The following is a 17,465-nucleotide window of genomic DNA, read 5'->3' as shown; positions in this document are numbered from 1 at the left end:
GGACTGTTACGGGGTTGAACACAGGGACGGGGCTTGCTCCGCCAGCATGCGCGACACCTCGTCGGGCCACACCGGCCGGCTGAAGTAATACCCCTGGATTTCGTCGCAGCCGTTCTCCTTCAGGAAGGCCACCTGGTCGGCCGTCTCGACGCCTTCCGCGACCGCCGACAGGCCGAGCGAATGGGCCAGGGTGATGATGGCGCGGATGATCGCGGCGCCGGTGGCATCGCCGTCCATGTCCCTGACGAAGGCGCGGTCGATCTTCAGCACGTCGAGCGGGAAACGCTTCAGGTAGCTCAGCGAGGAATAGCCGGTGCCGAAGTCGTCGATGGACACGGTCACGCCAAGCTCCCTCAGCGAACGCAGCACGTCGGCGGCGTCCTCGGTGTCGTGCATGACGGTGCTCTCGGTGATCTCGAGCTCCAGTCCGGCCGGCGCCAGGCCGCTGTCCTCGAGCGCGCTGCGCACCCGCCCTGCCAGCCCGGGCTGCTGGAACTGGCGTGCCGACAGGTTGACCGAGACGCGGCCGCCGAACAGGCCCTGCGCGCGCCATGCGGCGGCGGCGCTGCAGGCTTCGCGCAGCACCCACAGGTCGAGCTCGTTGATCAGCCCGCTTTCCTCGGCCAGCGGGATGAAGCGCGCCGGCGACAGCAGGCCGAGCTCGGGATGGCGCCAGCGCACCAGGGCCTCGACGCCGACCATATGCCCATCCTTCATGCTGATGCGCGGCTGGTACTGGAGCACGAACTCCTTGCGCTCGATGGCATGGCACAGCATGGTTTCCAGGTCGACCCGCTCGCGGATCGCGCCGCCCATGCGGGGCGTATAGAAGCACAGGTGCGCCGGCCCCTGGTGGCGGGCGCAGGCGCTGGCCACCTGCGCCATGTGCAGGAGTTGGGACGCCTGGCAGGGTTCGGACGGCAGGACCGCGATGCCGACGCTGGCCGACAGGAACACGCAGTGCCCGCCCGGCGCGAACGGAAGGTCCATGCACTCCTGCAGCCCCCGGGCGAGCGCCGTCGCGCCGTCGCGGTCGGCCTGCCCGCACACGACGATGAATTCATTGCCGCCCTGGTGCGCCAGCGTGTCGCCCGGTCCCAGCCGCGCCGACAGGCGCGCCATGCATTCGTGCAGCACCTCGTCGCCGCCGGCCCAGCCATAGTGACTGTTGATCTTCCTGAAGCCGTCGATGTCGAGCACGATCACTGCCGCCGAGCCACCGTCGCGGCGTGCGGCATCGATCGCTTCGGCCAGCACGTCGAGCGCATGGCGCCGGTCCGGCAGGCTGGCCAGCGTGGCGCCGCCAGATGGCGCCGGCAAGGCATGTTCCGGCCGGCTTTCCACGCCCGGTTCCGGCGCCCGGCGCGTGCGCAGCGCCAGGATCAGCGCCGCGCCGGCGCTCACGCCGATCGCGAAGCTCAGCATGCCCGGGCAGTCCAGCGCCAGCCCCAGGGCGAGCGCGGCCAGCAGGGCGGCCAGGATCACCAGGCGCGAATCGCCCGGCATACGGCGCAGCAGTGTCCTCATGCCGCCGCGTCCACGCATCCGCGCCGCAGCAGCCGCTCGATCTCGGCTGCCGGCACCGGTTTGCCGAACCGGTAGCCCTGCATGTGCCGGCAGCCGTGCGCTTCCAGGAAGGCCTGCTGCTCCGCGCTCTCGACACCCACGGCGACCACGTCGAGCTCCAGCGAACCGGCCAGCGCGATCACGGCATGCACGATGGCGGCCGCGTCGCTGTCACCCGGAATGTCGGCAATGAAGGAGCGGTCGATCTTCAGGCCGTGGATCGGGAAGCGCTTGAGGTTGGCCAGGCTCGAGTAGCCGGTGCAGAAATCGTCGATGGCCAGCTGGATGCCCATGTCCGACAGGCGCACCATCGCCTCGGCCGCGGCGCCCGGACTTTCCATCAGGAGGGTCTCGGTGATCTCCAGCGTCAGGGCGTGGGGATCGCAGCCCGACTCTTCCAGCAGCCGGGCCACCTGCGCGGCGATGTCCTGCTGGTGGAACTGGCGCGCGGAGACGTTCACGCTCATGCGCAGCGGCGCCAGCCCCGTACGCGCGAAGTGCGTCAGCTGGCGCATCGCGGTGGCCAGCACCCATTCGCCGATCGGTACGATCAGGCCCGTCTCTTCCGCCAGCGGGATGAAGTCGGCGGCCGGCAAGACCTCGACGCCGTCGACCTCCCAGCGCAGCAAGGCTTCCAGCCCGACGATGCGGCCGCTGGCGATATCGACCTGGGGCTGGTAGTGCAGGCTCAGTTCGTTGCGCTGCAGGGCGCGCTGCAGCCTTGCTTCGACGTGCAGGTGCTCCTCGGCGCGCATGCCCATGTCCTCGGTATAGAAATGGAAATGGTTGCCGCCGTTCGCCTTGGAACGGTACATGGCGGTATCGGCGGCCTTGAGCAGGGCCGTCGGGTCCTGCCCGTCGCGCGGATACAGCGCGATGCCGATGCTCCCCGTCGGGAACAGCTCATTCCCGGCCAGCATCAAGGGCTGGAACAGCTCCGACAGCACTTTCTGGGCCACCAGGGCGGCGTCACCGGTGCTGGCCAGGTCCGGCAGCACGACCACGAACTCGTCGCCGCCCTGGCGCGCCACGGTATCGCTCTCGCGCAGGCTGCGGCTCAGGCGGCGCGCGATCTCGATGATCATCTGGTCGCCCGCCTCGTGCCCGAGGCTGTCGTTGACGTGCTTGAAGCGGTCGAGGTCGACGAACATCACCCCGACCAGGCGGCCGCTGCGCTGGGCCTGGGCAATCGCGTGCGACAGGCGGTCCTGCAGCAGGATGCGGTTCGGCAGGCCGGTCAGCGCATCGTGGTTCGCCATGCGCAGCAAGGCCTCCTCGGCCTCCTTCCTGCGCGAGATGTCCTCGACCGCGACGATCAGGCGCAGCTGGCCGCTGACGGCTTCGCGCATCGCCGACGCGCTGACCGTCACCCAGACCGGGTTGCCGCGCTTGGAGATGAAGCGCGTCTCGCGCTGGAAGTCGCGGATTTCGCCGTCGATGAGCTGGCGGAACAGGGCGCGGTCTTCCAGCAGGTCGCTCTGGTAGGTGATCTGGTACAAGAAACGCTGGAGCAGCTCGATCTCGGTAAAGCCGACGATCTGGGTCAGCTTGCGGTTGACCCGCACGAAGCGGCCTTCGCGCGACAGCAGGGCGATGCCGACCGCGGCCTGGGAGAAGGTCAGGCGGAAGAATTCCTCGCTCTCCTGCAGGCGCAGGCGGGCCTGGCGCTTGAAGGTGACGTCGTGGCCGATCAGCAGCAGGATGTTCTCGTCGGCCTGACGGGTGCGGCGGATGTTGAACTCGAGGTAGCGCGCCCCGTCGGCATGGCCGTCGACCGTGACGACCACCCCGTCCTGCGGCGCGCCGGAGGCCAGCGCGGCGGCCATGCGGTCGGCCAGGTCGGGCGACGGCAGGAGCGACTCCAGCCAGCGGGGCGCCTCGAGCGCATCGTCCGGGACGCCGAGCATGTCCCGCATCGTCGCGTTGATCGAGCGGATCCGGCCCGACGCATCCGTGACGATCAGCCCGGCGGGCATGCCGCCGATGACCTGTTCCAGATAGTTCTGGTTCTGTACCACGCTGCGCTGGTCGGCGTGGGCATAGGTGTCGAGGGCCAGGCCCATGTCCAGGCAAACGACCTTGAGCACGCTGTTGAACATCGCCCGGAAGCGCTCCGGCTCGGCGTGGAACTGCTTCCACAGGAGGTCGAACATGCCCGCCACGTACTTGCGGTAGGCCCCGATATACCATTTCGGCTCCAGTCCGATGCGCTGGTGGACCAGCCCGACCCGCAGGCGGTCGCGGATGTAGGTGCCGTCGTAGTCGCCCGAGGTCAGGCTGCGGAAGTACGCGGCCTGCGAGTGCTTCAGGCGCTGTATCGTGGCGTCGTCCTTCACAAGCTGGCGCAGCTCGGGAAAGCCGAGGATGTGCTCGTAGAAGTCGTCCGAGAAGGTGTCGGTATCCTCCACCAGCCCGTGCAGCTCGCGCAGCAGGCGCAGGTCGTCCGCACGCAGGTCGAGGAAAGCCATGCGTTCGGCTACCTCCTGCTGGTCGAGTCCAATTTCGCGTCCGATCGTGTCGACCGTTTCATCCAATGCGTTCGGCATTGACCTCACAAGCTGCGCATGCTGCACCATAGCGGATACCCATCGTCGTTGATTAAAGCCTGTTACTGCCGGATGCATGACGAGAAAACGCCAATGTCACCAGGCATGTCGTTGATTACTCAGCAATCGGTCCGGAAAAGTGCTCGAACGAGCGGGAATGCCACTGGCTTTGAGTGAACGACGGCAGCGATGCGAGTTGTCGCGATTGAAAGCTAACTCATGATTCCCACAGGATATTTAAGTGAATTTAGAGCAATATTGTAAGTAAGCAATTTGTGCTCATCAAACCAATTACTTGATCTGAATCAAAAATTGCTTAACTAAATATTTACGAACATGCCAATGCGACAACGCGCCATGCCGTCGGTATGGTGGGAGGAAGGAATATGGGAGGATGTCTGGGCGGATAGCCCAGGAAGAAAGCCCGGAGTGGGTGTGGCGGCCGGGCGGCCGCCGGCGTCACTCGCCCTTGATCTGCAGGGCGCGCTCGTACAGCGCGTTCTTCTTGCGTCCGGTGATCTGCGCGGCCAGGCCGGCTGCCTGCTTGACCGAGCATTCGCTCAGGAGGATCTGGAGGATGCGTTCCGCCTCGGCGTCCTGCGCTTCGGTTTCCAGGCGGGCCCCTTCGACCAGCACGACGAATTCGCCGCGCTCGCGGTGCTGGTCGGCCGTGACCCAGGCTCGGGCCTCGCTCAGCGGGCAGCGGTGCACTTCCTCGAACATCTTGCTCAGCTCGCGCGCGAACACCACCTGGCGGGTCGGCTCGAAGACGCTCGCCAAACCCTCGACGCACTCCACGATGCGGTGCGGCGCTTCGTAGATGACGAGGGTCGAGGTCTCGCGCGCCAACTCGGCCAGCGCGTTTTCGCGCTGCTTCGATTTTGCCGGCAGGAAGCCGACGAAATGGAAGCGGTCGTTCACCAGCCCGCTGGCCGACAGGGCCGCGATCGCGGCCGACGGTCCCGGCAGCGGCACCACGTTCAGGCCGGCCGCACGCACGGCATCGACGATCTTCGCCCCCGGGTCCGAGACGGCCGGCGTACCCGCATCCGACACCAGCGCCACGCGCTGTCCGGCCTGCAGGCGCTCGACGATCTTGTCGGCCACCTCGCGTTCGTTGTGCATGTGGGCGGCGATGGTCTGCTTGCTCAGGCCGAAACGTTGAAGGAGCGCACCGGTCTTGCGCGTGTCTTCACAGGCCACGACATCGGCGAGCGCCAGCAGGTGCAGTGCGCGCAGCGTGATGTCGGTGACGTTGCCGATCGGTGTAGCCACGACATACAGCGTTGCGGTAGGATAGGACTGCTGGGCCGCTTCGCCCATGACGGGAAGCCGGGCGATGTCGATGGTCTGCTGTTCTGTCATAAGGAATTCCGATGTTGAAGAAGAAGAATATCAGGGCGCTGCTGGCGACGGCCGCGCTTGGTTTATTGACGGCCTGCGCTAGCACGCCTTTGCCGCCGGACACGGGCTGCGGCGTACCGGGCGGATTTTGCGCGCCCGCCGCGTCGAGTGCAAGCCCGCCACCTGCCGAACCCGGCTATACGCCACCGCCGGCGCCCTCCCCGGTCCGCACCAATCCGATCGAACTGGGGCCATCGAATGGCCGTCCGCTGGCATCGAGCCTCGAGCGTCCGGGCGTGCAAGGGGTACGTATCGCCCTGCTGCTGCCCCTGCAGTCCGATGCCTTCGCCCAGCCTGCCGAAGCCCTGCGCGCCGGCTTCATGGCCGGCTACGAACGCGACCGCAACGGCGTGACCGTCAACCTGGTTCCCACCAGCGATTCCGCGCAGGCCACGCTCGATGCCTATGCGCGCGCCAGCGAACAGAACGACATCGTGGTCGGTCCTCTCACCCGCCCCGCCGTGGCCGCGCTGGCTACCAGCGGCATCGTGAGCAAGCCGACCATTGCCCTGAATCACCCGCAGACCAATGGCCCGCTGCCGCGCCAGCTGCTGGTGGTCGGCCTGTCGCTCGAAGAAGAAGCCAGCCAGGTGGCCGACTGGGCCGCCGCGGAACAGCCGGGCGCGCGCGCCCTGGTGCTGACCGGGAAGGCCGCATGGCAGCAGCGCCTGTCCGGCGCCTTCGCCGCGCGCTGGGCGCGGCTGGGCCTGAACAACGCCACCGTCGAACTGCCCAGCAGCGACGGCTACGTGGATCCCAACGCGCTGGCCGAGTTGCGCGCGCGCATGCAGGTCGACCCGCCGCAACTGGTGTTCGCGGCCCTCGACCCGGTCCAGCTGCGCCAGGTGCGCAGCGCCATCGGCACCTCGCTGCCAACCTATGGCACCGGCTCGATCAACCCGGGCCCGGACCCGGCCATGGGCGGACCGGAGCTGGCCGGCGTGCGCATCCTCGACCTGCCCTGGACCGTGCAACCGGACAACCCGCTGGTGGCGAGCTATCCGCGCTGGAGCGGCGAGACCGGCGGCTACGACATGAAGCGTCTGTACGCCCTCGGCATCGACGCCTTCCGCATCGCCCGCGAACTGGCCGCGCGCCGCGGCGCCCCGTTCGAGCTGGACGGCGTCACCGGCCGCCTGTCGATCGACATGGGAGCCGGCGAAGGGGGCTTCCGCCGCGTCGAGACCGGTACGGTGTATCGCGGCGGCATATACGAAACGGTCGCCTTCGGGCGCTGAGAACCTCTACTGGAACAGGCTCTACCATGTGGCCGCTGCGCCTGTCACCGCGGCAAGCCCAGGGCCGCGACTGGGAGCGGGTCGCCCTGCTCCACCTGCGCCGCCACGGCTTGCAGCCGGTCGAAGAAAATTTTCGCTGCAAGGGCGGCGAAATCGACCTGATCATGCGCGATGGCGATACCCTGGTGTTCGTCGAGGTGCGCCAGCGCGCTAGAAGCGAACACGGCGGCGCTGCCGCCAGCATCACTCCCGCCAAGATCCGCCGCCTGGTGCGCGCGGCCCAGGTGTACCTGTTGCGCTTTCCCGTCACACCGCCTTGCCGCTTCGACGTTGTCGCCATCGATGGCGACAAGCTCGAATGGCTGCAGAATGTCATCGACTAAGTGGTGTTAAGCGCGTATTTTTAAATGTAAGCAATTTTTACCGTGGTTGCCCGACCCGGGTTGCCACTGCACTATAATTCCCGGTTATGAATACTCAACGCATCCTCGCTCACTTCCAGGAGAGCGCCGATCTCAAGATGAAATCGGCTGCTGCCCTGGCACAACCCATTTCGCAGGCGGTCGAACTCATGTTCAGCGCCCTGTCCAACGGCAACAAGATCCTGGCCTGCGGCAATGGCGGTTCCGCCGCCGACTGCCAGCACTTCGCTGCCGAGCTCGTCGGTCGCTTCGAGCGCGAGCGCTTCCCGCTGCCGGCGATTGCGCTGACCACCGACACCTCGATCATCACGGCGGTCGGTAACGACTACAGCTTCAAGGACATCTTCTCGAAGCAGGTGCAGGCCTTCGGCCAGGCCGGCGACGTCCTGCTGGCGATCTCGACCTCGGGCAACTCGGCCAACGTGCTGGCCGCGGTCGAGGCGGCGCTGGAGCGCGAGATGCGCATCGTCGCCTTCACCGGCAAGGACGGCGGCGCGCTGGCGAAGATGCTGACCGACGCCGACATCCACATCAACGTGCCTCACGCACGCACCGCGCGCATCCAGGAAGTCCACCTGTGCGCGATTCACTGCATCTGCGACGGCATCGACGTCGCACTGTTCGGAGGAGAAGAGGAATGACCAAACTGCGCCCGCTGGCCGGCCTGCTGTCCAAAATCGTCCTGGGTACCGCGCTCGCGGCATCGCTGTCGGGCTGCGTGGCCATGGCCGTCGGCGGCGCCGCCACGGCAGTCCTGTCGGCCAACGACCGCCGCACCCTGGGCATGCAGACCGAGGACAAGGCGATCAACGTCAAGGCCGAGCTCAAGCTGCGCCAGCTCACCGGCGAGAACGGCCACATCAACGTCACCAGCTACAACCGCAAGGTGCTGCTGACCGGCGAAGTGCGCGACGACACGATGAAACAGGCGGCCGAGCGCGAAGTGCGCGCGATCGACAACGTGGTCTCGGTGATCAACGAGCTGGAAATCGCCGGCCCGTCGAGCTACACCTCGCGCTCGAACGACGCCCTGATCACCACCAAGGTCAAGGCCAGCCTGGTCGACAAGAAGACCGTCTCGGCCACCGCCTTCAAGGTAACCACCGAGCGCGGCATCGTCTACCTGCAGGGCCTGGTCACCCAGCGTGAAGGCAATATCGCCGCCGACGTCGCCAAGGGCGTGCCGGGCGTGGTCAAGGTCGTCAAGATCTTCGAATACATTGCCGACGAAGACCCGCGCGCCAACCAGCCCTTCCAGGCACAGGGTTAATGCCAACGGCAGGACTGCGGTCCTGCCGTTTTTCTTCATCCGCTCCCATCATGACCACTTCTTCCCGCTCCTGGATCAAGCCCGCCGCCGCTGCCGCCGTGGTGCTGGCCCTGGCCGGCATCGGCTACGCCTCCTTCACCAGCGCCCCGCCCGCGCCGAACGTCACCTTCATCAGCATCGCCGGCGACAAGATCAGTACCGAGTCCCTGCGCGGCAAGGTGGTGATGGTGAACTTCTGGGCGACCTCCTGCGTCACCTGCGTCAAGGAGATGCCGCAGATGGTCGAGACCTACAACAAGTACAAGGCGCAAGGCCTGGAGTTCGTGGCGGTGGCGATGCAGTACGACCCGCCCAACTACGTGCTGAACTTCACCGAGACGCGCCAGCTGCCCTTCAAGGTGGCGATCGACTCGGCCGGCGACATCGCCAGGCAGTTCGGCGACGTCAGCCTGACCCCGACCACCTTCGTGATCGACAAGCAGGGCAGGATCATCAAGCAGTACGTGGGCGAGCCGGATTTCCCGACCCTGCACAAGCTGATCGAGAAAGAGCTGGCTTCTTAGGCCTTGGCTTATTTCGGATAAAGGATCATCTGGGTGCAGCGGAACAGGGCGATGGTCTTGCCGCTGTCCTTGTCGGTGACCGTGGCATCCCACACCTGCGTGGTGCGGCCCAGGTGGACCGCGGTCGCCACCACGGCGATGGTGCCCTGGCGCGCGGTGCCCAGGTGGTTCGACTTCAGTTCGATGGTGGTGAAGTTCTGTGCGCCTTCCGGCAGGTGGGCGACGCAGGCGTAGCCGGCCGCGGTGTCGGCCAGCGTGACCACGCTGCCGGCGTGCAGGTAGCCGTTCGGGGCCAGCAGCTGGGGCGTGACCGGAAGTTCGGCGCTGACGCGGCCTTCGGCGACTTCGGTGATCCGGATGCCGAGGTGGCCGGGCAAGAAGGACTTGCCAAAGTCGTTGAAGGATTCGGGGGTGTATTTCGGGTTCATGAGCGATGCCGTTGTGACAAAGGCGGCATCGTACACTGGGCGTGCCGATTGTGCAGGCATGGAGCTGATGGCGGTGCTTGGGAATTGGATTCCGGCCTTCGCCGGAAGTCGTAGGCCCCAGTGGGGAGTACGACGGTTTTCAGGTCGCGGACGACGAACGCGCTTGTGGACACATACCCAGATACGTCGTTCCCGCGCAGGCGGGAACCGAATTTCTCATAACAAAGCCTAACGCCTGCGCTTGCCCCCGCTTGAGCCGCCACGCTGCCTCGCCGCCGCATTCTGCTGCTGCAGGATCGCATCCACCCGTTCCGAGGCCTCGCGCGCCAGCTGCTGCGCTTCGGCGATGCTGGGGAAATACTCCGGCTGCCGGTAGCCCAGCCAGGCATAGGCCGAATACATGCGGCAGGTGTCCTCCACCTCCTGCAGGTTCATGTAGAACAGCTCCTGCGGATGCGGCTGCAGCTTGCACACCTTCTTCTTGGCCAGCGACAGCGACCAGTGCTCCCAGGCGCTCTGCAGCACCGGCACCTTGGTCGAGATCGGCACCAGCGAGAGCATGAACTTCTCCGCCACGCTCAGGGGCAAGGTGTCCAGCCACTCGGCGCGCTCGTTCTGCTCTTCGGTGATGCGCGGATAGAAGAAGCCGTCCGGCACGTCGATGTTGTGCACGAAGCGTTTCAAGAGTTTCACCAGCGAGGTCTCGCCCGTCACCGAGGAGATGCGGTGCAGCTGCTCGAGCGAGGGCGCCACCGCAAAGCCGGTGGCCGCCACCGGCGGAATCTTTTCCTTCATCAGCGCGCGCATCACCTGATGGGTGTCCTCGTCGTATCCGGCGACGAAGCCCTCTTCGTGCACCCCGTAGCGCCCTGCCCGGCCGGCGATCTGCTTGGCCAGCGCCGCCGAGATCTCTTCTTCCTCATAGCCGTTGTACTTGACGGTGGTGGTCATCACGATGCGCGCGATCGGCATGTTCAGGCCCATGGCCAGCGCATCGGTGCCGACCACGATGTCGGCCTGCCCTTCGCGGAAGCGCTCGGCCTGGGCACGCCGCACTTCGGGCGACAGGTTGCCGTACACCGTGGCCACGGACAGGCCCTTCTCGGTGATCATGTCGCGCCACATCAGGACGTCGCGCCGCGAGAAGGCGATGACGGCGTCGCCGCGCCGCAGGTTGCCGAGCTTGCGCACCGGCGAGGGTTCCATCGCCAGCGGCGCCATGCGTTTCAGTACGTGGACTTCGAGCAGCACTTCCAGGCGCTCGGCCAGCGCCTCGATGGCACGGCGCGCTTCCGGCGCGCCGACCAGGAACACGGTGGAGGCCGGCGCCCCGCACACGGCCGCGGTCCAGGCGGCGCCGCGGTCGCGGTCGGCCAGCATCTGGATCTCGTCGATCACCGCCACCTCGACCTGCGTCTTGGTATCCAGCATCTCGACGGTGCTGGCAACGTGGGTCGCGTCTTCGGCGATGCGGCGCTCCTCGCCGGTGATCAGGCTGACCTTGATCTCTTTGCCATGCGGACGGGCGTTCTGCAGGCGCTCGTAGTTTTCCAGCGCCAGCAGGCGCAAGGGAGCCAGGTAGACGCCGCTCGCGGCCTTGGCCAGCGCTTCCATCGCACGGTGGGTCTTGCCCGAGTTGGTCGGCCCGAGCAGGGCGATGAACTTGCGCCCCATGCGGCTGGCCACCTCGAAGGATTCCGGATACTCGGCCAGGTTGATGCTTTCCTTGGTGCGGGCGGCATGGCGTTCTTCCTGCTCGCGCTCGATGGCGTGGGTCAGGCGCTGCGAGATGCGCTGAAATACGAACTCGGCCGGCTCCGAGGTCTCCAGCTCGTCGAGCACGTGCAGGAACAGCATCGGGTTCCAGCCGAAATCGTCGGCCTCCTCGGCGATGTCGCGCACAAAGGCTTCGGCTTCGCTCTGCAGCGCCTCGATGGCGTCCGGGGTGGCGCGTTCCTCGAGCAGGTCGCGACGCGCCAGCATGTCCATCTTGCGCCACTTGCTCGGCTTGGCCAGCACGCCGCGCGCGGGCACCAGGCGGTAGGGCACGCGCAGGCCCTCGTAACGTACTTCGCCCGAGAAGCGCAGGAAGACGCGGCCTTCCATCTTGACCAGTTCGATGCCGCGCTCGGCGAAGTCGAGCTCGCGTTCGAGGAAGGCGTCGTCGTGTTCGGTGTCGTCCGAAGGAGGATGGGATGGATTCATGGTTGCTTGCGTGATGTCATGTTGCCATCACTATATCGCAGCACGCGAACATCCATGGCTCCGTTCCCCTGCGCAAGCCCTGCTCCGGCCGCTAGCGCTTGGCCGGATAGTAGGGACTTTCCGGCGGGCCGAGATAGCTCGGCTGCAGCCCGCCCGCATCGATCACCAGGCGCTGCAGCACCAAGCCCGGGTCGAGGGCCCAGAACTTGACCGTGTGGCGTCCCGGCCGGTCCACGCGGTGCGTGGTGACGAATTTGGCCACGCCATCGGACACGAGCTTGTTCCAGTACTGCTCGGACTCGTCGGCGTGCACGTTGACTTCCTGGACCGGGCCGTCGTCGATCGAGACCCCGAAGCGGAAGCCTTTACCGGGCTGGAACTTGAGCGTCGGACCCAGCACCGTGTGCAGTTTCACCTCCCCGCCGCGGAACAGGTGCACGTCGTACTCGAGGCGCATGCCGTCGTCGACCGACAAGGCAGGCGCGGCGCCCGGCATCGTGGTCATGCCCGACAGGGTATGGCCGTAGCCGGGAATCCTCAGCCACGTGCGCCCTCGCGGGGCGTGCGAACGGCTGAAATGCTCGGCCTCGATCGCCACCACGCCGCCACTTTCCACGTGTCCCTGTGCGGACTGCGGCGACAGGTCCGCTGGCTTGTGCACCGGCACCTTGACCAGCACCTTCGCCCCTTCCGGTCCGGTCACCGTCAGCTCGGCCTCCAGGCTGCCGGTCGGGACGGCGTTCCAGTCCACGTCCACCAGGATGCGCTGCTCCTTGTCGATCCGTCCTGCGGCGTGGCTGAGCCGAATCCACGGATGACTGGCCTTGACCGCATAGTCGAAGGGTTCCCTGCTGCGGTTGAACAATTCAATATAACGTGGCTGCCTGTCGAACACGTCCAGCGCCGGCACGCTCATGTGCTGCAGCCCATAGGCCGGCCACACGGCCTGGCTGCCCTGCACCACCACGCCCATCTGATCGGCCGCGCGGATGCCGCCCGGCGCGCTCGGCTCCGGCAGGCGCAGTTCCGACACCGCCGGCATCACGTCGCGGTAGGGCTGGGCCCAGTTGGTGTAGCCGAAGCGGTTCTGCGACATCATGTGCTTCCATTTGCCGCGATTGACGCCGTGGTACTGGCGGGTCAGCTCGGCGTCGCGGTCGAACAGGCTGCGCACCCGCGCGGCCATGTCGTTGGTGGTGGCGCGTCCCTGGCGCGCGTACAGGGCGTTCCTGCCGCTTGAAACCCACATGTCGAGCGCATTGGCGGAAGCGCGCACCGGATACTCGACCAGCTGGAAGTACGCGTCCCGCATCGCCTTAGGCAGGGCCTTGCCGACCTGGCCGGCTTCTTCCACCAGCGCGTTGTAGTCGTTCACCACACGCTCGGCTTCGTCGTAGGCGCTCAAGCTGTAGGTGGTCGGCTCCAGCTGTTCCGGACGACGGCGCGCGTTGTAGCGGGTGTTGCGTTCGACGATCGAGGCGATGCGGCCGGCCTGCTGCGCGCCGAACTCGCGCGCGGCCCAGGCCTGCAGGTAGTCCGGCAGTTTCTCCGCGGGCCAGGCTTGCGGATTCCAGGCGTAGGCGAGGAAGAACTCGGTCGGCACTTCCATTGGCTTGAGGTCGCCCACGTTGACGATCCAGAGCCGGTTCGCGCCGTACTCGTTGGCCAGGTTCATCTGCTCCCAGACCTTGGCGATCTGGGTCACGTTCAGCCACTTGTAGGAGCGCGGGCCGCCCACGTAATCGAAGTGGTAATACACGCCGGCGCCGCCGCTGCGCTTGCGTTCTTCAGGCGTGGGCAGGCGGCGGATGTTGCCCCAGTTGTCGTCGCACCAGAGCAGCAGCATGTCGTCCGGCACCTGCATGCCCTTCTCGTAGTATTCCTGGACTTCCTTGTACAGCGCCCACAACTGCGGGACGGTGGCCGGATCGCGGTTCAGTTCCTGCCTGATGATCGAACGCTGGTCGCGCACGATGCGCTCGAGCAGTTCGACGTTGGCGCTTTCCGACATCGGCTCGTCGCCGTCGCCGCGCATCGCCATCGTGATCACCTTCTCGTAGTCCCGCGTGTTGCGCAGGCCCTGGGCCCAGAACGCGCGCAGTGTGTCGGCGTTGCGGCCGTAGTCCCATGGGCCCTTGCCGTAGCGGACCCATTCCTGGTGCGCGCGCATCATCGGCTCGTGGTGCGAGGTGCCCATCACGATGCCCATGCTGTCGGCCAGCTCGCCGTTGCCCTTGTCGTCGTCGTAGAAGGCCGAGCCCCACATGGCGGGCCACAGGTAGTTGGCGCGCATGCGCAGCATCAGTTCGAACAGCTGCTCGTAGAACTTGCGGTTGTAGCCGCCGAAGCGTTCCTTGGCCCAGTTGGTGAGCGCGGGCGCCTCGTCGTTCAGGAAGATGCCGCGGTACTGGACCGCGGGCTTGTCCACCAGACGCGTGCCCAGCGGGACGCTGAGCGCGGCATGGCGGGACACCGGCACGTCGGCCCACCAGTGCCAGGGCGAGACGCCGATCTGCTCGGACAGCGTGTAGATGCCGTAGATGCTGCCGCGCTTGTCGCTGCCGGCGATGACCAGGGCGCGCTTCACGCCCGGCAGCGGGTTCTCGACCGCCTGGATGAGAAAACCTTCCCACTGGCCCGCCAGCGCGCGCGTATCGATCCTGCCCTGTTTCACCAGTTCGTCGATGAGGGCATGGCGGCCGAGCGTGCCGACGATGATGAGGTCGCTGGCCGCCGCTGCGCTGGTCTGCCACTGCGGCGCCCTGCCGGTGACCTTCTCGATGTCGCGCTGCAGGTCGCGCGCCGCGCGCAGCACGCCGGGGTAATCGTCCTTGCCCACCACGATGGGGGCGGCGCGGCCATTGGCGACGAGCTGGACGCCTTCCTTGCCCTGCACGTCGACGAAGCGCGCTGTGCCGAGCGCGTGGACTTCAGCCGGCAGGGCCATGCTCAGGCCGAGCGCGAGGCAGCACAGCAGCCGTCCCATGATGCGTTTTCCGATTCCGCTGCCGCGTTTCGCTGGTGCTGCCATGTCCCCTCCGTATGTTATGGCCAAACATTAATATGTTAGCGCAATCATCAGAGTCTATTATTGTCGGGGCAGCAAGTCAAACGGGAGTGCGGAGAATGAAAAAGGCCGGCGCCGCTTGCGCGGTGCCGGCCCTCGTAACGGGGTGTGAAGATATTTACGCTGCGACGCCCGCCTCGTGCGCCTGCTGGTCGGCGTGGTACGAGGAACGCACCATCGCGCCCACGGCGGCGTGCACGAAGCCCATCTCGTAGGCCTTCTCTTCGAACATCTTGAAGGTGTCCGGGTGCACGTAGCGGCGCACCGGCAGGTGCGAGTTCGACGGCGCCAGGTACTGGCCGATGGTCAGCATGTCGATGTCGTGCTCGCGCATGTCGCGCATCACTTCCAGGATCTCTTCGTCGGTCTCGCCCAGGCCCACCATCAGGCCCGACTTGGTGACCGCGGTCGGGTACATCTTCTTGAAGTCGCGCAGCAGCACCAGCGAGTGCTTGTAGTCGGCGCCCGGGCGCGCTTCCTTGTACAGGCGCGGCACGGTTTCCAGGTTGTGGTTCATCACGTCCGGCAGGCCGTCGGCGAAGATGTTCAGCGCCTTTTCCAGGCGGCCGCGGAAGTCCGGCACCAGCACTTCGATCTTGGTGTTCGGGCTCAGGGCGCGGGTCTTGGTGATGCACTCGACGAAGTGGCCGGCGCCGCCGTCACGCAGGTCGTCGCGGTCCACCGAGGTGATCACGACGTAGGACAGGCGCAGGTCGGCGATGGTCTTGGCCAGGTTGCCCGGCTCGTTCATGTCCAGTGGGTCCGGACGGCCGTGGCCGACGTCGCAGAACGGGCAGCGGCGGGTGCACTTGTCGCCCATGATCATGAAGGTCGCGGTGCCCTTGCCGAAGCATTCGCCAATGTTCGGGCAGCTCGCCTCTTCGCACACAGTCACCAGATTGTTGGCGCGCAGGATGTCCTTGATCTCGTAGAAGCGCGACGAAGCGGTGGCCGCTTTCACGCGGATCCAGTCCGGCTTCTTCAGGCGCTCGGTGTCGGCGATCGGGACGATCTTGATCGGGATGCGCGAGGTCTTGCTGGCGCCCTTCTGCTTCTCGGTGGCGTCGTAGGCTTGAGCAGGGACGTTGCTGGTGTCGGTAGTCATTGGCTTGTGCCCTGGCGGGCTCCATTCAGAGATTGTTCGGTTCCAGCTCGACCGCTTCGGTCGATGCCAGTTGGCGCACGAGTTCCTGCGCCAGCGCCTGCTGGACATCCGCCAGCGGGGCTTCCACACCCATGGTGCGCATGTCGACCGTGGCCAGGCCCGAGTATCCGCACGGGTTGATCCACGTGAACGGGGCCAGGTCCATCGCCACGTTCAGCGACACGCCATGGTAGGTGCAGCCGTTGCCGCGCACCTTGAGGCCGAGGGCGGCGATCTTCGCGCCCTTGCGCGGGCCTTGCGCGATATAGATGCCGGGCGCCCCGGCAACGCGTTCGCCCGCAAGATTATACGCCGCCAGCACCTCGATGACCGCCTGTTCGATTTTTGCCACAAACTGACGGGCGTACAGCTTGCCGCCCGGCTTGTTGCGGCGCAGGTCCATCAGCAGGTAGATCACGACCTGGCCGGGACCGTGGTAGGTCACCTCGCCGCCGCGGTCGGTCTGGACCACGGGAATGTCATGGGGCGCCAGCACGTGGGCGCGGTCGGCGCCCAGGCCCAGCGTATAGACGGGGGGATGTTCGACGATCCACAGCTCGTCCTGCGTATCGGGCGACCGCGCGTCGGTGAAGGCGCGCATGGCGGCGAAGGTCGGTTCGTAGTCGGCGCGGCCGAGCTCACGGATCAGCGGCGTGGCGGGACGGGTAGCGGACATGTGGGTATAGGGCGGGAATATGGACAGCCCTGTCATTATAAGCCAGCGCGATGCATCGTGCCCGCCGGCCGTCGGTCCCGTCCGATTCTTACAGGACCATTTTCACCATGTGATGGGACGACAGTGCACGGTAAACGTCGTCCAGCATCTCGCGGCTGGTGGCGCGCACGGTGACGGTCAGGCCGGTGTAGTTGCCCTTGGACGAAGGACGGCTTTGCATCTTGCCAGCATGGAAAGTCGGATCCAGTTGCGTAATCACTTCGACAATTGTCGAAGCAAAATCGGCATGCGTCGCACCCATCACCTTGATCGGGAAGTCGCTCGGGTATTCGATGAGGGATTCTTTCTGGTCCATGATATTTGTCCTGTGTAAAGCGGCATTGTAGCCAATCCCATATGGCGCTGCAGCGGCGAAAAAAAAGGCCGGCGCTGTGGCCGGCCTGAACTATTCTTTTTGGAATGGGAAGAATAGCGGGACATGGGGTCGCTCGGAGCAGCGCTGCTGCCTGCGAGCGAGTGATGCCACTGTATTCCTCCGCCGTCCACATCGCGAGCGCCATGTGACGAACGGCATTCTGGCGTGACGGACGGCGCAAACGGCGGCATGGACGGCGCCGCCGCACGCTCCCTTCGCGTCAGCGCTCCCTCTCGTGGGGCCGGCCGCGGTCCAGGGTGTCGGCGCGGTGCTCGAGCCTGGCGCGCGCCGGCGGCGCCGCGGGCGGAGCCGCCATCGGCGCAGGCGGCGGCGCCATCACGCGTGGCGGCGGGGGAGCGACCGCCTGTGGCGGCGGCATGCTCGGCGCGGCCGGCTGCGGCATGGCCACCACCGGCTGCGGGCGCGCGCGGCGGCCCGCGGAAAGTTCGCCGCGCTCGCCACGGTCGCCACGTTCGCCACGTTCGCCACGATCGCCGCGGTGCCAGCGCGCGGCACGCTCG

Annotated in this window: 14 protein-coding genes and 1 pseudogene; 5 read left to right on the top strand and 10 right to left on the bottom strand. The window is 66.4% G+C overall.

The window, feature by feature from the left end:
• Positions 1 to 6: 6 nt before the first annotated feature.
• The 3 genes from ACK4S9_RS11650 to rsmI form a co-directional block, all read right to left on the bottom strand.
• Complete coding sequence (locus ACK4S9_RS11650) at positions 7 to 1,527, bottom strand: putative bifunctional diguanylate cyclase/phosphodiesterase (RefSeq protein ID WP_409725711.1); 1,521 nt, start codon at positions 1,525 to 1,527, stop codon at positions 7 to 9.
• On the bottom strand, positions 1,524 to 4,112 hold the full coding sequence (locus ACK4S9_RS11645; protein WP_409725709.1) for an EAL domain-containing protein: 2,589 nt from the start codon (positions 4,110 to 4,112) through the stop codon (positions 1,524 to 1,526). Before ACK4S9_RS11645 ends, ACK4S9_RS11650 begins: the two co-directional genes overlap by 4 nt.
• Before the next feature lie 459 nt (positions 4,113 to 4,571).
• A complete protein-coding gene (rsmI, locus tag ACK4S9_RS11640) occupies positions 4,572 to 5,477 on the bottom strand; it encodes a 16S rRNA (cytidine(1402)-2'-O)-methyltransferase (RefSeq protein ID WP_409725707.1) in 906 nt (301 codons plus the stop codon).
• Between the two features lie 11 nt (positions 5,478 to 5,488).
• Here rsmI and ACK4S9_RS11635 point away from each other — a divergent pair, with 11 nt between their 5' ends.
• The 5 genes from ACK4S9_RS11635 to ACK4S9_RS11615 all read left to right on the top strand — a co-directional run bounded on the left by ACK4S9_RS11635 (position 5,489) and on the right by ACK4S9_RS11615 (position 9,009).
• Positions 5,489 to 6,754, top strand: a complete 1,266-nt coding sequence (locus ACK4S9_RS11635) for a penicillin-binding protein activator (protein WP_409725705.1) — start codon at positions 5,489 to 5,491, stop codon at positions 6,752 to 6,754.
• Positions 6,755 to 6,780: 26 nt separating this feature from the next.
• The gene (locus tag ACK4S9_RS11630; RefSeq protein ID WP_409725703.1) at positions 6,781 to 7,137 is read left to right on the top strand and encodes a YraN family protein; all 357 of its coding nucleotides are present in this window, start codon (positions 6,781 to 6,783) and stop codon (positions 7,135 to 7,137) included.
• 86 nt (positions 7,138 to 7,223) lie between these two features.
• Positions 7,224 to 7,817, top strand: coding sequence for a phosphoheptose isomerase (locus ACK4S9_RS11625; RefSeq protein ID WP_409725701.1), 594 nt, complete (start codon positions 7,224 to 7,226; stop codon positions 7,815 to 7,817).
• The gene (locus tag ACK4S9_RS11620; RefSeq protein WP_409725699.1) at positions 7,814 to 8,446 is read left to right on the top strand and encodes a BON domain-containing protein; all 633 of its coding nucleotides are present in this window, start codon (positions 7,814 to 7,816) and stop codon (positions 8,444 to 8,446) included. Before ACK4S9_RS11625 ends, ACK4S9_RS11620 begins: the two co-directional genes overlap by 4 nt.
• A gap of 50 nt (positions 8,447 to 8,496) precedes the next feature.
• Positions 8,497 to 9,009, top strand: a complete 513-nt coding sequence (locus tag ACK4S9_RS11615; RefSeq protein WP_409725697.1) for a TlpA disulfide reductase family protein — start codon at positions 8,497 to 8,499, stop codon at positions 9,007 to 9,009.
• An 8-nt stretch (positions 9,010 to 9,017) separates the two neighbouring features.
• Here ACK4S9_RS11615 and ACK4S9_RS11610 read toward each other — a convergent pair whose 3' ends face one another.
• The 7 genes and pseudogenes from ACK4S9_RS11610 to ACK4S9_RS11580 all read right to left on the bottom strand — a co-directional run.
• Positions 9,018 to 9,437 carry a PaaI family thioesterase gene (locus ACK4S9_RS11610; RefSeq protein WP_409725695.1) on the bottom strand — a complete coding sequence of 140 codons (420 nt, stop codon included), beginning with the start codon at positions 9,435 to 9,437 and terminating at the stop codon, positions 9,018 to 9,020.
• A gap of 228 nt (positions 9,438 to 9,665) precedes the next feature.
• Complete coding sequence (locus ACK4S9_RS11605) at positions 9,666 to 11,642, bottom strand: helicase-related protein (RefSeq protein ID WP_409725693.1); 1,977 nt, start codon at positions 11,640 to 11,642, stop codon at positions 9,666 to 9,668.
• 91 nt (positions 11,643 to 11,733) lie between these two features.
• Complete coding sequence (locus tag ACK4S9_RS11600; protein WP_409725691.1) at positions 11,734 to 14,673, bottom strand: glycosyl hydrolase 115 family protein; 2,940 nt, start codon at positions 14,671 to 14,673, stop codon at positions 11,734 to 11,736.
• Positions 14,674 to 14,827: 154 nt separating this feature from the next.
• Positions 14,828 to 15,814: a lipoyl synthase gene (gene lipA, locus ACK4S9_RS11595; protein ID WP_409725690.1), complete on the bottom strand. Its 987-nt coding sequence runs from the start codon at positions 15,812 to 15,814 to the stop codon at positions 14,828 to 14,830.
• Between the two features lie 25 nt (positions 15,815 to 15,839).
• Positions 15,840 to 16,529 carry a lipoyl(octanoyl) transferase LipB gene (lipB, locus tag ACK4S9_RS11590; RefSeq protein ID WP_409725688.1) on the bottom strand — a complete coding sequence of 230 codons (690 nt, stop codon included), beginning with the start codon at positions 16,527 to 16,529 and terminating at the stop codon, positions 15,840 to 15,842.
• Between the two features lie 88 nt (positions 16,530 to 16,617).
• Positions 16,618 to 16,884 carry a DUF493 family protein gene (locus ACK4S9_RS11585; protein ID WP_409725686.1) on the bottom strand — a complete coding sequence of 89 codons (267 nt, stop codon included), beginning with the start codon at positions 16,882 to 16,884 and terminating at the stop codon, positions 16,618 to 16,620.
• Between the two features lie 280 nt (positions 16,885 to 17,164).
• Positions 17,165 to 17,465 (bottom strand): annotated as a pseudogene (locus ACK4S9_RS11580) (hypothetical protein); the annotation flags it as partial.

The organism is Massilia sp., assembly GCF_046293535.1.
Lineage (GTDB): Bacteria > Pseudomonadota > Gammaproteobacteria > Burkholderiales > Burkholderiaceae_D > Telluria.
This window is presented reverse-complemented; position numbering and strand designations above follow the sequence as displayed.

Excerpts from the sequence above, each read along its gene's own strand:
- ACK4S9_RS11645 (WP_409725709.1), bottom strand. The coding sequence starts at position 4,112 with ATGCCGAACGCATTGGATGAAACGGTCGACACGATCGGACGCGAAATT.
- ACK4S9_RS11605 (WP_409725693.1), bottom strand. The coding sequence starts at position 11,642 with ATGAATCCATCCCATCCTCCTTCGGACGACACCGAACACGACGACGCC.
- ACK4S9_RS11610 (WP_409725695.1), bottom strand. The coding sequence starts at position 9,437 with ATGAACCCGAAATACACCCCCGAATCCTTCAACGACTTTGGCAAGTCC.
- lipB (WP_409725688.1), bottom strand. The coding sequence starts at position 16,529 with ATGTCCGCTACCCGTCCCGCCACGCCGCTGATCCGTGAGCTCGGCCGC.
- lipA (WP_409725690.1), bottom strand. The coding sequence starts at position 15,814 with ATGACTACCGACACCAGCAACGTCCCTGCTCAAGCCTACGACGCCACC.
- ACK4S9_RS11635 (WP_409725705.1), top strand. The coding sequence starts at position 5,489 with ATGTTGAAGAAGAAGAATATCAGGGCGCTGCTGGCGACGGCCGCGCTT.
- ACK4S9_RS11620 (WP_409725699.1), top strand. The coding sequence starts at position 7,814 with ATGACCAAACTGCGCCCGCTGGCCGGCCTGCTGTCCAAAATCGTCCTG.
- ACK4S9_RS11585 (WP_409725686.1), bottom strand. The coding sequence starts at position 16,884 with ATGGACCAGAAAGAATCCCTCATCGAATACCCGAGCGACTTCCCGATC.
- rsmI (WP_409725707.1), bottom strand. The coding sequence starts at position 5,477 with ATGACAGAACAGCAGACCATCGACATCGCCCGGCTTCCCGTCATGGGC.
- ACK4S9_RS11615 (WP_409725697.1), top strand. The coding sequence starts at position 8,497 with ATGACCACTTCTTCCCGCTCCTGGATCAAGCCCGCCGCCGCTGCCGCC.
- ACK4S9_RS11600 (WP_409725691.1), bottom strand. The coding sequence starts at position 14,673 with ATGGCAGCACCAGCGAAACGCGGCAGCGGAATCGGAAAACGCATCATG.
- ACK4S9_RS11630 (WP_409725703.1), top strand. The coding sequence starts at position 6,781 with ATGTGGCCGCTGCGCCTGTCACCGCGGCAAGCCCAGGGCCGCGACTGG.
- ACK4S9_RS11625 (WP_409725701.1), top strand. The coding sequence starts at position 7,224 with ATGAATACTCAACGCATCCTCGCTCACTTCCAGGAGAGCGCCGATCTC.
- ACK4S9_RS11650 (WP_409725711.1), bottom strand. The coding sequence starts at position 1,527 with ATGAGGACACTGCTGCGCCGTATGCCGGGCGATTCGCGCCTGGTGATC.